At 42.0% G+C, this 14,546-nt stretch carries 11 protein-coding genes; 3 read left to right on the top strand and 8 right to left on the bottom strand.

All coding sequences use genetic code 11. The features are described 5' to 3' along the window. Window positions 1-28 precede the first annotated feature (28 nt). A complete protein-coding gene (locus IGI46_RS02460) occupies window positions 29-1,570 on the bottom strand; it encodes a hypothetical protein (protein WP_429972756.1) in 1,542 nt (513 codons plus the stop codon). 140 nt (window positions 1,571-1,710) lie between these two features. Between IGI46_RS02460 and IGI46_RS02455 the strand changes: the two genes are divergently transcribed. From IGI46_RS02455 to IGI46_RS02445, 3 genes are read left to right on the top strand one after another with little or no spacing between them, the layout of a single operon-like run. Beyond that, window positions 1,711-3,267, top strand: a complete 1,557-nt coding sequence (locus IGI46_RS02455; protein WP_429972755.1) for a PTS transporter subunit EIIC — start codon at window positions 1,711-1,713, stop codon at window positions 3,265-3,267. Between the two features lie 10 nt (window positions 3,268-3,277). Beyond that, complete coding sequence (locus tag IGI46_RS02450) at window positions 3,278-4,663, top strand: class-II fumarase/aspartase family protein (RefSeq protein ID WP_429972754.1); 1,386 nt, start codon at window positions 3,278-3,280, stop codon at window positions 4,661-4,663. Then, entirely contained in the window at window positions 4,656-5,120 is a 465-nt protein-coding gene (locus IGI46_RS02445; RefSeq protein ID WP_429972753.1) for a PTS sugar transporter subunit IIA, read from the top strand. The genes IGI46_RS02450 and IGI46_RS02445 overlap by 8 nt, the downstream gene beginning before the upstream one ends. Window positions 5,121-5,167: 47 nt before the next feature. Here the strand turns inward: IGI46_RS02445 and IGI46_RS02440 are convergent, their stop codons facing one another. The 7 genes from IGI46_RS02440 to IGI46_RS02410 form a co-directional block, all read right to left on the bottom strand. Then, window positions 5,168-5,830: an alpha/beta fold hydrolase gene (locus IGI46_RS02440; protein WP_429964714.1), complete on the bottom strand. Its 663-nt coding sequence runs from the start codon at window positions 5,828-5,830 to the stop codon at window positions 5,168-5,170. 204 nt (window positions 5,831-6,034) lie between these two features. Next, window positions 6,035-7,645: a BCCT family transporter gene (locus IGI46_RS02435; RefSeq protein ID WP_429972752.1), complete on the bottom strand. Its 1,611-nt coding sequence runs from the start codon at window positions 7,643-7,645 to the stop codon at window positions 6,035-6,037. Between the two features lie 205 nt (window positions 7,646-7,850). Further along, entirely contained in the window at window positions 7,851-8,657 is an 807-nt protein-coding gene (locus IGI46_RS02430; RefSeq protein WP_429964712.1) for a pyrroline-5-carboxylate reductase family protein, read from the bottom strand. A gap of 58 nt (window positions 8,658-8,715) precedes the next feature. Continuing rightward, a complete protein-coding gene (locus IGI46_RS02425) occupies window positions 8,716-10,101 on the bottom strand; it encodes an MFS transporter (protein ID WP_429972751.1) in 1,386 nt (461 codons plus the stop codon). A 42-nt stretch (window positions 10,102-10,143) separates the two neighbouring features. Then, entirely contained in the window at window positions 10,144-10,944 is an 801-nt protein-coding gene (locus IGI46_RS02420; RefSeq protein WP_429972750.1) for a glycyl-radical enzyme activating protein, read from the bottom strand. A gap of 23 nt (window positions 10,945-10,967) precedes the next feature. Beyond that, the gene (locus tag IGI46_RS02415; RefSeq protein ID WP_429972749.1) at window positions 10,968-13,346 is read right to left on the bottom strand and encodes a glycyl radical protein; all 2,379 of its coding nucleotides are present in this window, start codon (window positions 13,344-13,346) and stop codon (window positions 10,968-10,970) included. 110 nt (window positions 13,347-13,456) lie between these two features. Continuing rightward, window positions 13,457-14,395 (bottom strand): sugar phosphate isomerase/epimerase family protein, encoded by a 939-nt coding sequence (locus IGI46_RS02410; protein ID WP_207700892.1) that lies wholly within the window; start codon window positions 14,393-14,395, stop codon window positions 13,457-13,459. Window positions 14,396-14,546: the final 151 nt, after the last annotated feature.

Genomic DNA, 14,546 nt, shown 5'->3' with positions numbered 1-14,546 from the left:
CAAAAAAGGATCACAGCTCTTGTCGAGTCTACACAAAGAAATCAGAGTAGTTTTTTTTCAAAAAGTCGGCCAGCTGTTCAGAAGGTATAGAGGCAATTTCTCTGGTAAACGCTTTGCTGATAAGCTTTCGCTGGGAGTTCAGTGAAAAATTCAGCTTCATCAGATATTTCCGGTCCTCTTCGTGAAGATAGTAATTCAACTTGATATTAGGGTAGCTGCTTTCAGTGAGAATGGAAGAAATCCGATTAGAAAAAGTAATTAAATGATCAAATTTGAAACCACTTAATCGATGGATTTCATGTAAATTTAGGTAGCCAACTACTTCAGTATCAAAATAATAACTGAGCTGCTGGGCGAAGAAATCACTTTTTTCTTTGGCCGAATTAGTGACAATCATGATTTTCTTTCGGTTGCGTCCCGCAATCTTATTTTTTAGTACATGTTCCCTAAACAATAGAGTTAGTGTACTCAGCTGGTACTCATCTAGGCGAAAGCTGGCAGCTAGCTGGGTTTCGTAAAAGTATTCTACTAATTGAAACAAAAAAGAGAATTCCAGCTTCACATCGTCTAATTTATTGTCATAAAAATCAAAATTCAAGCGGTTGCGAAAAAGACATTTGGATAAATAATGCTCCAGCTCCTGAATCAGACTTTCTTTTGTGTAAAAGGTAGTCAAAATACGTTCTTCTACATAGTCTGCCAATTGAGTAGCGAGCTGATGAATAAAGGAATTGGTCTGGTAAATCGCTTGCCCATCATTGTCCAAGCTGGCTAACACACAGCTGAAGGCTTGATCCTCCAGCTGGGTTTGGAAAAAGTGATAAACCGGCGGAGCAACGATAAATTCGTGTATTTCTTCAATGGTGTGCTCTCTAGTTAATCGCTCAGTGCTCAAATAAGTGTAAGTAAACAAAAATTTTGTTGCTGTATAATTAAATTGAAGCTGCTGCTCCTTTAGGAAAGTTGTTAAGGGACTAGCGTTATCCTGCCAAAGTTTTTGAGCTTCTGCGAAAATAAGATTTTGCAGCGGCGTATTCGCCTGTCTTGGGATAATTTCGCTTTGAGCGTTGATTTCAATTGTCTTGCTTAAAATTTTGGTCACTAAAATACGGAAAGCCAGCTCATCACCAACAATTGTGGTTCCTTTTCCCCGTAAGGCTTCTAATTGCAAGCCGTGTTTGTCCAAGGTCTCTTTAAAAAAGATGCGGTCCTTTTTCTTAGTGGACTGACTAACCTGGATTTTTTCGTAAAGATTGGAAAGATTGACTGAAGGATACAAAATACTCAAGGTTAGGAAGTACTCAAAGCGTTCTTCGACACTGGCAGCAAAGTCCATCAGCTCCAGGGATTGAATAAACTGAATTAAGGTATGGTAGCTAAGCTGGCTGACTACTGTCGAATCAGTAATCAGAAATTGATCCTCTTTTGGTAAATACTCATTGATAGATTGAACGGATCGCCGAATAGTAGCAGGTGAACGTTCTAATTTTTTTACCAGTTGATCAATAGTCATACGCTGCTTTTCTTGGATACGATTGGCCAAATATAAATCAAATGAGTTAATGGTCATAGTTGGACCTTCTTTGTCGTCACTGCCAGTATAGCATGGTCAATTCTTGAAAAAAACTAGAAGCAGATGATGACCTTGTTGCATAATTGGTTACCGCTTACACTATGTTTGTAAAGGAAATACCTGAGGAGGAAAAGAAAATGAAAGATCAGATGAAGAAGGGGATTCAAAAGTTTGGCCGATCCTTGCTGCTGCCGATTGCGGTAATGGCACCAATCGGAATGGTAATGGGATTAACCAATGCCTTATCGCAAAGTTATATGATTGAGCAGGTTGCTTTTTTAGGAGATCCTGCAGTACAAGCCATTATTAATAGTTTAAAAACCATAACCAGTGTTGTTTTTGAAAATATTCCGTTGCTGTTTGCGATGGGTGTCGCGTATGGAATGTCAAAAGTGGACAAAGGGATTGCAATTTTTTCAGCTGTGTTAGGCTATGTGACACTATTGGTTGTTGTAAATGTTTATCTGACTTTAACGGGCGCGTTAGCTGATGCTGAAAATATGGCAGCCGTTGGTCAGGGAATGGTTTTAGGCGTTCAAACCTTGAAGCTGGATGCAGCTGGCGGGATTATTGCCGGCTTGGTTGCAGCCAAGTGTACCGATAAATTTTACAAAACCCAGCTGCCTTTGGCTTTTGCCTTTTTCGGCGGCAAGAAATTTGTACCGATTGCGACGTTTTTCTTCATGATTCCGTTGGGTTTTGTTATTCCGGTTATTTGGGGGTTGTTCACAAAATTCCTGATTATGATCTCACCAATCTTTATGAATGATGTGTTCGGGGTGGGTGCCTACTGGGTAGCGCATCGTGCGTTGATCCCTTTTGGTTTGCATCATGTGTTAGCCTCGATTGTTCGTTTTACTGAAGCAGGTGGGGTGTATATGATTGATGGTCAGCAGTACATCGGAATTTTAAATGCTGCCAATAAAGTCTTGTTTGATCTTGGACCCGATAATCCGGCGTGGAGTCTGGCACCTGATTTGTTTAAATATTTAGCCACAGGTCAAATGCTGACCACGCTGTTCCGCGTACCGGCGATTGGTTTGGCAATGTATCACACAGCGTTTGCTGACAACAAAAAGATTGCTAAAGGGGCAATTCTGACCGTTGTATTGACGGCTTTTCTAGGGAATATTACGGAACCACTAGAATTCTCCTTCCTGTTTATTGCACCGCAGCTGTTCGCAGTTTATGCGTTGTTGTGCGGCGTGATGGCGATTCCGTTGAATTTCTTAAATATAGGAATCGGTTATATCCGCGGAACGATTTTTGACTTTGGAATTTTTGGCTTGATGTATGAGAATACTAACTGGATCAATTTGATTATTTTAGGAGTCATCAACTTTGTGGTCTTCTACTTTGTCTTTAAATTTGCTATTAAGAAATTTAATTTAGAAACCTTGGGTCGAGAAAAAGGACTGAAGGACAACAACTTATTAGCTGAGAAGAAATTTGATGAAATCGCCGGTATTGTGCTGCCCGCACTTGGCGGCAAAGCCAATATTAAAAACGTTGACAATTGTGTGTCTCGTTTACGAATTGACTTGGTTGATCAATCCAAGGTGAATGTGGAGGAGTTGAAAAATTCAGGTACCTCTGGGGTTTTCTTCCCACAGGAAAATCATATTCATGTTGTTTTTGGACCGTATGTTGAATTCGTCAGAAATGCCGTAGACGAAGCGTTGAAAAAAGGATAGGTGACTGTTGATGAGAGCACTCTACGATTCAAAAAGTAAAACCCTAGATGATAAGGGAATCAAGCAATTGTTTAGTCAAGAGGAAAAATATCAGGCGTGGCTTCAGGTGGAAGCGGCGCTGGCCCAAGCTCAAGGAGAGTTAGGGGTTATTCCAAAAGAAGCTGCTGAGCAAATTAATGCTAAGGCGCGAATTGAAAATATTGATCTAGAAAAGATGGATACAATCTATCAAAGAGTTGGACATGGCTTTGTTCCCTTTTTAAAAGTTTTCGTAATGGCCTGTGATGAAGAAAGTGGAAAATATATCCATTATGGAGCGACAACGCAAAATATCCAGCAGACTGCACAGAATGTATTAATGAAAAAAATTCATCAAAAATTTCTAGCCTATGTGGTTGAAATTGTGGAAAATCTAAGCAGCTTAGCGGAAAAGTATGCTGACACGGTAATGGCTGGCAGAACCCACGGAAAACATGCGATTCCCATTACTTATGGTTATAAGGTATCTGTTTGGGTTTCTGAATTGCTGATGTCTTTGGAACGGATGCAGGAAGTCGAAAAACGTGTTTTCACCGCGATGATGGGAGGAGCAGTAGGGGCCTTTAATTCTACAGGTGAGGTCGGTATTGCTGTCCAAAAACGAGTAGCAGAAATTTTGGGCCTGGAGCCAATGCTGATTCCGTCACGTACGATCAGTTCACCAAAAATTGAGTATATTAATACGCTTCAGCTGCTGGCAAATAATCTTCATAAGGTTGCCGAAGAGGTTTTCCAAACTTCTATTGAAGAGTTCGGTGAAGTAGCAGAAGGATTTACTAATGGAACGGTCGGCAGCAGCACGATGCCCCACAAAATCAATCCTAAACTGTCGAAGGGGATAATTGCCAATGCACAAATGCTTTACTCTCTTTCTACCGTAGCTTATTGTTCGTCTGCCCGGCCTTTTGAAGCAGATAGCACCTCTAATATGTTGTTTGATGGTGTGATGAATCAGGCATTAGAGCTGATGACGGAGATTCTAATGCGAGCCGAAGAATTATCCCGTACCTTGACTATCAATGAAGAACGGATGAAGGCCAATGCAGCGTTGAATCAAGGCTTAGACAATAGTGAATATATCATGATGCAGCTTGCTCCGCATATTGGTAAAGATCAAGCTCACGAGCTGATTTACGAGCTGGCGATTGAAGCTGAGCTGACTAATACAAGCTATCGAGAGATGTTGTTAGGCAATGAGTTGATCCGCAGTTTCTTTTCTGAGAAAGCAATTGAAGAGCTGCTGCAGCCGAGCAATTATACTGGACTATCTGCCCAGCTAGCTCGCCAGATGGTGAATCAAGCCGCAGCAGTGATTCAGCAATACAAAGCTAAAAGCAAGGAGAAGGTTTATGTTTAAGAGATTCAAGAAAAATAAAAAAGAAATCTATTGTCCGGTAAATGGTGAAGTGATTGCAATTGGAGCAGTTAGCGATCCAGTCTTTGCTTCCAAGGCAATGGGAGACGGTTTTGCAGTAGAGCCATTAGATGGCGCTATCTACGCCCCGATGACCGGCAAGGTAACTTCTATTTTTCCTACGAAGCATGCAATTGGTTTAGTGACAGATGATGGATTGGAATTATTGATTCATATCGGCATTGACACGGTTGCTTTAAATGGGGAAGGCTTTGACATTCTGGTAGCAGAGGGGGATGTTGTGACTGCAGATACGCAATTGGCTAAAGTGGATTTGGAGCATTTACGTCAGAAACAGAAACCGACGACAACCATGGTAATTTTTACTAATTTGGCAAATCAACCTTTTAAGGTTCAAACAGGAACAAACGCAGCCAAGGCTGTGATTGGAAATCTATAAAAATAAGAGCCTCTCTGTTGAAATTCTAGCAGAGAGGCTCTTCACCCTTAATTGTTGTCAAAGAAATCTATTAAATGAGGATAAAGCAAATCCTGATTGATAATATAGCTGGCATGGTCGTGACCATTCATAATTTTCAAGGTCGCATTTGGTAAAGTTGCCAATAAATTGATATAGGTTTCTGGTTTGAAAATATCATCATCAGCTCTTACCAGTAGAGTTGGCGTGTGGACTGTACGAACCTCCTCTAATTCAATATTGGGCTGTTCCAGCATTAATTTGAAGAGCGGGTCTTTAGTTTCTTCATAGGTTTCTTTTACAAATTGATAGCTTTCTTCAGTAAAATCTTCCGGCTTCAGATTAACTCCCAGCAGGGCCAGCTTCTTAATTATCGTTGGGTCCTTCATGGCCAACATCAATCCAATAATTGCTCCATCACTAAAGCCAACTAAATTCACTTGACCTAAATCCAACTCCTTAATGAAGCTGTAGATATCCTCAACCATCGTTTCATAAGCATAATTCTCGGTTTTCTGACTTTGTCCATGATTGCGGCTGTCAATCGCATAGAGTGTATAGTGTTCGGAAAGCTTTGCGGCTAGTTCAGTAAATATTTGATGATCTTCACCATTTCCGTGGAGCAAAAGCATCGGTTCGCCGCTGCCGCTTACTTGGTAGAAAAGGGAGATGCCGTTTATTTGAATCTGCATGTGGAGGCTCCTTTCTGAGGTGTCGCTGGATTCAATTATAGAGGAATTTTTCAGGAAAAGGAATAGGATCAAAAAAGTAGCAGCAGAGTTTTACCGGACTTGCTGTATGGTAAACATGAGAGTTGACGAAAATCGTAAGAAGCCTAAGCTGAATTGAGAAGTGTCTTCTTGATTCAGCTTAGGCCTGTTAGCCGTACTATTTAATTAGATGCTTTCTTCATTAATTATTTTATTTTCCACGAGGGTGCTTTTTATCTTTTTTTCCTCATTGCTCTGTTTTTCAGGTGGCATATTGCCCTTCAAGGTCAACAAGTAAGAAGACTGGCGGAAAAGCTCAATGAAGCACCAAGCAGTTGGAATAGTCATGAGAATACCTCCGATGTTCAGCAACCCCTTCACTGAGTCCATGCCTCCAGAAGAAACCAACAGGTAAGCGATAGATGTAACAATTACCCCCATCAAAATCTTAATATTTTTGGGTGGTTCATCGTCAATTTGCATCGTGCAGACACATAGGGAGGATAAAACAGAGCACATGGGATCCGCTAAAGTACAGAAAGAACAGATGACGGCGATCAGAAAAATAAAGATGGCAATCTGTCCAAAAGGCAAGGTAGTCAATACTTGATAAACAGTGGTTTGCATGCCGCTTGTATGAATCATTTCCCAAATATCCAGCTGTCCAGAGGTTTGAACGTGCATGGCCATTCCGCCAAATACACCAATCCAAACAATACAGAAGATCGATGGCACTAGGATATTAACCAGCAAAAATTGACGAACCGTTCGTCCCTTAGCCATGCGCGCCAGAAACATACCGATGACAGGCGCATAGATAAAGAAAGAATTCCAAATAGTAATGCTCCACTCATTGGCCCATTGGTCTTGAGGGGCTAACGTATTGTTGCGGGTGATCATGGTGAAGAAGTTGTCGAACATGTAACCGACCGATTCAGTGCTTATTTTGCCAATAAACTGAGCATCACCAGCAAATAGGATATAAACCAGCAAGCAGGCAAAAATAACCATGGTGACATTGGACAGGTTTTTTAAGCCTTTTGACATGCCGGCAATACAAGTTAAAATGAAAAACATACCTACTCCAACAGCTAGAATCAACCAAATCACGGGACCTTGCTGAATGTTAAAAATACTTTCAAAGCCAGCTCCTAATTGCAGCAAACCTGCTCCCATCGAATTAGAAACAGCACTAGCAAGACAAAAGATAGCGATGATGCGAACGAGCGCATTTAACCATGGGATGCGACGCTTGAAGGTACACTCAATTAATGAACCAAAGGAGAGATTCATTTTTAAATTATAGGAGATCAGTGCAAAGACGACTCCACATAAAGAATAGAGACAATATTGAACAAAGGTCCAATCAAACATAGCCTGACTGACCGCAAAAATTGCCGCTCCTCTTGAACCGACCTCCACTCCAGCAGATACAGGCGGAGTCATAAAGTGGAACATTGGCTCACCAAGTGCCCAGAATAGAACACCACAGCCGATGCCGCCGCAGATAGCCATAAAGCACCAGTTATGAAATTTGAAATCGGGTTTGGCCTCAGGTCCGCCAATTTTGATATCGCCGAATTTGAACAGAATGAACGCTAATGCAGTGAAGATGGAGACCACTGACAAAGTGTTGATAAACCAGCCAAAGTTGTCACCGACAAAATAGATGGCATTGTTTAGCAGAGAACCGAACTGCTCCTGAAAGAAAATGCCGAAAATAATTTCGACTAGCAAAATGGCCATCGCTGGGAAAAAGGCTACCTTGTATAATGTGTATTTAGGTTTCTTATCCATATGTACCTCATTTCAATTTCTTGTATTTTATTTCACATGAGCGAATAGACAGAGTTGAGGATGTGGACAGTACTTTGATATGCAGTGCTCTTTTCAACCTAGCTTAAAGAAGGGATAATTGCTTAAAAGTGCAAGGCAACGCTTTGCGAAACCTTGCACCTATTAGTATATCCGATTTTGTCTTAAAAAAAGTGGAAAAAATGAATTATAATTTACCCAAGTTTTTCGCTTGAGCGACACACGCTTTGATTCCTTCAGACCAAGTATCGTCAAAGCCTAGTTCAACCATTTTGTTGATGGCAGCAAGGGTAGCTGCGCCTGGCAGCAATAATTTTTTCTCTAAATCTTTTGGACTCTCCTCTGAAGTCATCAGCATTTCAGCACTGCCCTTCATTGTTTGAGCAAAGATTTGTAAAGCTGTGTTGCCGTCGATCCCCATGCTGACTGCTTCTTTGACGATCACATCAGCAATATGATAGAAGTACGCAGGAGCTGCGCCGCCAAATGGAATGATGTCATCAATCAAATCCGTGGGCATTTCTTCAACAATTCCGCTGCTAGTTAAGAAGCGGTAAGCTTTTTGATAGTCTTCCTCAGTTAAGGCTTTTCCGCGTGCGACTGCGTAAGCCCCCATTCCAACCTGAGCGGTTAGCGTTGGTACGCATTGAACAACCTTGGCATCTTCTCCTAAGTTTTCGCTGAACCATTCAGTACTAATACCAGCGGCTAAGGTAATAAACACGTTTTTATCTGAATAAACGGGTTTGACCTGCGGCATAATGGAACGAATGATTTGCGGCAAGACGGCCACCACTACAACTTCGGAGTTCTCCACTAATTCTTCAATAGAGTCATAGGTTTGATATCCTTTTGAACGATAGTCTGCTAAAACATCGGCATTGATATCAAAAATTCCAATTTCATTTGCTTGGTAGTTTTTACTCAAAGCTGTTCCTGATAGAATGGCTCTGACAATATTTCCTCCACCAATACATCCAACTTTTGTTCCCATACATAAATCATCCCTTCTTTATAAATACTGGGAGAACCAGCTCCCAATAATCCCCAAATTATTGTGTAATATCTTTTACAATCGGTGTAACAACTTCTTTGTTTCTTTTTGATAAATTGTTCATGCTGGCTGCGTCGCTTAAGTTCATGTCCTTGGTTTCAGGAGCCATCACAATCGACAGGATTAATCCTGCCACTGAAATCCCAGCACAAATATATAAAGAGGTTTGCAGTCCTAAGTTTTCTAAAACGACGGGTGTAAAGAATGTCGAAACAGCTGATAATATTCGGGTCAATCCGGTAACAAAGCCAACGGCAGTCGCTCGGATCTGCGTAGGGAAGAGCTCGTTAGGATAAACGAATTCGTGAGAGCCGCCTGCTGTATTGGAAGCACCAAACATGACGAACAATCCCAATACCATCCAGAACGGCAAATTGGTATTAGCTGTAAAACCAAGAACAGTTAAGGCAATTGTACAAATTAAGAATGAAGCAATTAAGGTTGGGCGTCGGCCGGCTTTATCCATGTACAAGAAAATTGGAACCAAACCAATCAAATATAAGCAGTTGATAATTGCAGAACCTAAATACTGCAGATTACCGTCAGCAAAACCCATTTGTTCCATAATCGTCGGCAGGTAAGTGCCAATCGCGAAGACGGGAATGATTTGCATTGTCCAGAAAGCAGCCACGAAGAAAACCCATTTGCCATAGCCGTTTTTGAAAATATCTGTAAAGGAAGATTTTTCTGGTTCGATGGTGGGATCGCAGTCCAAAATGACATTATCGCCGAGCTTAGCCAAAATCGCTGGTACTTCATCGTCGCGCCCTTTATTAGTCAACCAACGAGGTGATTCAGGCATATTGCGAATAGCGACTGACCAGCCAAAAGTTAATAGTGCACTGCTGATCAGCATCCAACGCCAAGCCCCATCTCCCAGCGGTAACATGAGGTAGCAGACGACATTTGATAATGCGTAGCCGATAAACCATAAAGCGTTTAAGAAGCCGACAACATTCCCACGATTTTTTTGCGGTGCGAATTCAGCTAGATAAGGGCCAGCGATGGAGAAGGTTGCTCCAACCCCTAATCCTAAAACCAGGCGCAGGATAAAGGCCTGCATAGAGTTAGTGATAAAAAATTGCAAAAGAGCAGCGACTGTTAAAAATATGAAATCATACATGTAGATTTTTTTGCGTCCGATTAAATCGGTTAGGTAACCACCGATGATACTTCCGAAAACCATGCCGAGCAGTGTGCCCATCCCAATCAAGCCAGACATAACCGGTGTCATTGAGATTTGTGTGCCCATTACTGATAAAGCGATGGTTACTGATCCAATCACATAGCCAGTTACCAGCGGGCAGCCCGAACAGTAGGCGATTAATTTGAGATGGTACTTATTAAAAGGTACTGCATCCATTGTTACTTCATTGGTGTTCATAGTGTCCTCCTATTGATTACTTGATTTTCCAACGAGCGCTTGTTACAAGACAGTATCTACATAGTTTCGCAGGATCGATAGGCAATGCGTCATATGCTCAGCAGATGGCGGCATCAAATCAGCTAAGGGATAGGTGCGGCCTAAGCGTTTGTAGGTTTCAGTCCCCAATCGATGATACGGAAGCAGTTGAACATGGTGAAGATGCTTCAGCTTAGTACAAAAGCTACCGATACCTTTCAATTCTTCATCTGAATCGTTGATTCCCGGAATAATTGGAATACGCACGATCAGGCGAAATTGGTGTTCCAGCTCATTGGTTTTCAGCAGATTATCAAAAATCCGGCTGTTGTCGCCGCCGATGTATTTTTTATGTCCTTCTTTTGAGAACATTTTTAAGTCAACAAAAGCGGTATCGACATAAGGCATAAGGGAGTTGACAGCCTCCCAAGGTGCATAAAAGGTGGTTTCAATTGCTGTGTTGATGCATTCTTCCCAGGCTGCTTTTAACAATTCACGAGAAAAATCTGGCTGAGAAAGCATCTCACCGCCGGAAATGGTCAAGCCGCCACCGGAATGGAAGTAGCAGCAGGAGTCTTTGCGGATTTCCTTCATGACATCTTCAACGGACATCACTTGACCATAGGTACAATTTTGTGCGTGCTCAACTTTAAATGATTGGCTTTCTGGGGTAGAGCACCAGAGACAACGCAGCGGACATCCTTTAAGAAAGACAACTGTACGAAAGCCGTCGCCGTCATAAACTGATCCGCGTTCGATTCGCAACACCATTCCGGTTGTGTTTGCCTGTTCTTTAGTCCTTTTTCCTGCTAGTTGTTCAATCATGATGATGTCCCCTTTAAATAAATTTAGCTAACCCAACCGCCAATAGCTGTCCGGCCGATAATTTCGTCTTGGACCTCTTTTCCGAGTTCAATGTAAAAGGCAGTATAGCCTGCTACACGGATTAATAATCCCCGGTGATTTTCAGGATGCTTTTGTGCATCGATTAGAACTTCTCGGTCCACTACATTAAACTGCACGTGGTAAACATCTAAGGTACACAACGTTTTCAGCAAGTTCATCATGTGTGAAATGCCCCGTTGCCCTTCTAAAATCGATGGTTCTAGCTTCATGTTTAACTGAGTTCCCTGCGTGTAACGAGCATGTGGAATATGACTCACCGATTTCAGCAAAGCGGAAGGACCGTTTTTATCGGTTCCGCCAGTTGCGCCAATCCCATCTGTTAATGGTTTCCATGCTTTACGGCCGGAAGGTAAGGCACCCACCCAAGCCCCAATTGGCGTATTTCCTGATACCGGCAGCATGCCAGTGGTCATTTTGCCAAATTTTGTATCGTATTTTTCAAATTCGTCAACAACATAGGTGAAGACTTCACCTACGATCCAGTCAGCACGTTCGTCGTCGTTTCCGTACTTAGGAGCTTCTAGGCACAACTCTTGAATTTCTTCGTAGCCTTCAAAGTTTGCTGCTAGTGCTTGGCACAACTCGTCCATAGAAACTTTCTTTTCATCAAAAACCAGATTGCGAACCGCTGCTAAGGAATTGATGATGTCAGCTTGACCAACTGTGATAACACCACCGCCGCAGTTGTATTTTGCGCCGCCCATGCTGTAGTCAGTTGCTGATTCTAAACAGTCAGGGAATCCTAGTGATAGAACAGGAACTGGGCGATAATTCATGCTCAGATAATCCAGTAATTGATTCCCTGAAACAATTACATCAACGAAATAGCGAATATGGGATTTAATGGCTTCAAAGAAATCATCAAAGGTCTTAAAGCTTTTCGCATCCCCCGTTGAAACCGAAACGCGTGCTCCTGTTTTACGACTAACTCCGTCGTTTAACGCCATTTCGATAATACCGCCCATATTCACATCGGCCATGTCAGTGTATTGCTTCATCCGGCCAGAAAGGTTTGTTTCTACACAACCGCAGGGGTTCCAGTCCCATGCTTCGCTCAATGGCACACCTTTATTCAACATCATACGAATACCAGCGTCGTCATGATAAACAGCTGGCATGGTAAGACCCATCCGGTTGGCTTCGCAGGCTTTTTGCAGGAAGGAATCTGGATTTTTCGCAATGCTGTAACGGACAGACATGTTTGGTTCTTTTAACTTCACATCCATGGTTGCTTGAATGACCATGTAAGATAATTCATTTACCGCATCATTACCGTATTGATCAATACCACCAGCAGTAACTTGAATGGTTACACAATACCCAGCTGCAAATTGTGCAGTCACTTCGTCTTGGAATAGGCTTAATTCAGCGATCTTGATCCATAAGCAGTCCAATAATTCTTGCGCTTCGTCTTTGGTTATTACTCCGTTGTCGATATCGGCTCTGAAGTAAGGGTACAAGTATTGATCGATCCGTCCTAAGTTATAAGATGAAGCATTTTGCTCCATGTAAATCGCGTATTCATAAAATAAAATGCTTTGCAAAGCCTCATGATAAGAAGTTGCTGGATGCTCGGGTACACAACGGCAAACGGCCGCAATTTTTTCTAATTCAGCCTTACGAATAGGGTCTTCACAATCAGAAGCCATCAACTCAGCTAAATCTGCATGACGATTAGCTAAGGTGATAATCCCGTCGCAGACAATAATTTCTGATTTCAAGAACTGAATTTTTTCTAAATCGCCAACCTTGGCATCATCCAGCTGGGCCAAAGCAGCTACCGCTTTTTCGCGAATGCCGCCAATTCCTTCAGAGAGAATCAAGTCCCAGGCAGGAGTTGTTTCGCCGTACCCGCGAACAGCTTTACGGTCGATGTAGATCATGCCGTTATCTCGCAATAATTTCATGTCATCAGGAGCCATCGCTTGCCAACGATCTAAGACACAACGGTTTTTCCAGTAATCAGAAACTTCTTCTTTAAAGACCTTTTTGCCTTCTTCGCTAAGATAAAACGGGTCAAATTCTCGGGTACTGATGGTATCCAGTTCCCGATCCAAAATGGAACATGAACTGTCTGCACATAAAATTCCGGCCCGTGGTTTGAAGCCAGCACCGCCGACCAATAGCTCGTCGTCTAAAATATAAATATTTTTCTTCTGGCATTGATGTAAGTAGCCTGTCGCCTTTTGAATAATCCAAGGCTGACCTTCTGTTTCCTTGAAGCCTTCTGTTAAGTACTTGGCATTGTAGACATCCATGTCTACTCGTGTATTTAAATAGCGTTCCCGCAGTCGATCGATCCGATCCATATAATTACTCACGGTTAAAACTCCTTTTTATTGTTTTTTTCCTTAGGTTTCTCACAGATCAGCTAATCTGTGAGAAACAAAGGATGAAATATATACGGTTGTTGCTTGGGACAACAACGCTGTTACGCTTTTGCGTGAACAGGTTGGTTTACTTCACGCACACCAACTTTTAAGGTATTGCGCAGATAATCGATACTATCCAGACACGCTTGCATTTCTTTTTCGCGAGCTACTTCTAGCGTTTCGTCGCCGATTTCGTACTCTACTTCAAAGGTGATCCGATCAAGCGGTGCATTTTCTCTTAATGTACGCAAGATTTTCGCACAGTCTAAATCGCCTTTACCAATGGAGGTACCATAAGAATGGACACCATCAGGATCGACAACCAATTCGATATCACAGAAGTGGCAGCAGTTAGCATACGGAGCCATTTTTTCAATGCAGGCTTCTGGTCCTTCAAGAACGTTCATAGCGTTCATGGTATCTACACAAGCACCAACCTGTGGGTGATTCAATTGTTTCACTAGCCAGATTACTTCATCCGCATAAGCATCACAGTGATTTTCGATCGATAAGGTTAAGCCTAGTTCTTCTAATAATGGTAGGTTTTCTTTGAATTCGTCGTAACGAACAGCCAATTGGCGCATTACATCAGGATGCATACATGTGCCGTAAAGTGGACGAGGACGTTCGATATCCAAGCTGAATTTCACTAAGTCAGCACCCATTGCTTTTGCGTTAAGCAATGCATCCTTGACTGTTGAGTTAACACGAGGATCACAGGGTGCATCAAAGGAAACGTTGTATTCTAAGTAAAGATCATGATCTTCTGCAGCCGCTTTTACTTCAGCTAAACGTTCTGGGTCCAAAGTAACCAAGTCAACGTTGGTAATATGCAGGCCGTCTAACCCCCATTCAACCGCCAAATCCATCAATTCTAATAAGTTAATGGATTGTTCAAACGCGTGGTCTTCTTGGAAGCCCCAGCTTTCACCTAATCCGCTTAAGTGAAGTGTGTACGTGTGCATTCCTAATTTGATTGGTCTGTTTGTGTCTTTCATTGTTTGTAGCCCCTTTTTAATTTTTTTATTTTTTCAGGCTGTTTACTTCTTTTCCTATTTAAAAGGAAAACAAAATTGCCTGAATTTGCGTAACTTAGATTTGAAACAATTTCACAAGTACAGGTGGTAATAGTTGATGGGAAAAAATTGG

This window comes from Enterococcus sp. AZ163 (assembly GCF_050498925.1).
Lineage (GTDB): Bacteria > Bacillota > Bacilli > Lactobacillales > Enterococcaceae > Enterococcus_A > Enterococcus_A ferrettii.
This window is presented reverse-complemented; position numbering and strand designations above follow the sequence as displayed.

Coding starts and splice junctions, on each gene's coding strand:
- IGI46_RS02460 (WP_429972756.1), bottom strand. CDS start 1,570: ATGACCATTAACTCATTTGATTTATATTTGGCCAATCGTATCCAAGAA.
- IGI46_RS02455 (WP_429972755.1), top strand. CDS start 1,711: ATGAAAGATCAGATGAAGAAGGGGATTCAAAAGTTTGGCCGATCCTTG.
- IGI46_RS02450 (WP_429972754.1), top strand. CDS start 3,278: ATGAGAGCACTCTACGATTCAAAAAGTAAAACCCTAGATGATAAGGGA.
- IGI46_RS02445 (WP_429972753.1), top strand. CDS start 4,656: ATGTTTAAGAGATTCAAGAAAAATAAAAAAGAAATCTATTGTCCGGTA.
- IGI46_RS02440 (WP_429964714.1), bottom strand. CDS start 5,830: ATGCAGATTCAAATAAACGGCATCTCCCTTTTCTACCAAGTAAGCGGC.
- IGI46_RS02435 (WP_429972752.1), bottom strand. CDS start 7,645: ATGGATAAGAAACCTAAATACACATTATACAAGGTAGCCTTTTTCCCA.
- IGI46_RS02430 (WP_429964712.1), bottom strand. CDS start 8,657: ATGGGAACAAAAGTTGGATGTATTGGTGGAGGAAATATTGTCAGAGCC.
- IGI46_RS02425 (WP_429972751.1), bottom strand. CDS start 10,101: ATGAACACCAATGAAGTAACAATGGATGCAGTACCTTTTAATAAGTAC.
- IGI46_RS02420 (WP_429972750.1), bottom strand. CDS start 10,944: ATGATTGAACAACTAGCAGGAAAAAGGACTAAAGAACAGGCAAACACA.
- IGI46_RS02410 (WP_207700892.1), bottom strand. CDS start 14,395: ATGAAAGACACAAACAGACCAATCAAATTAGGAATGCACACGTACACA.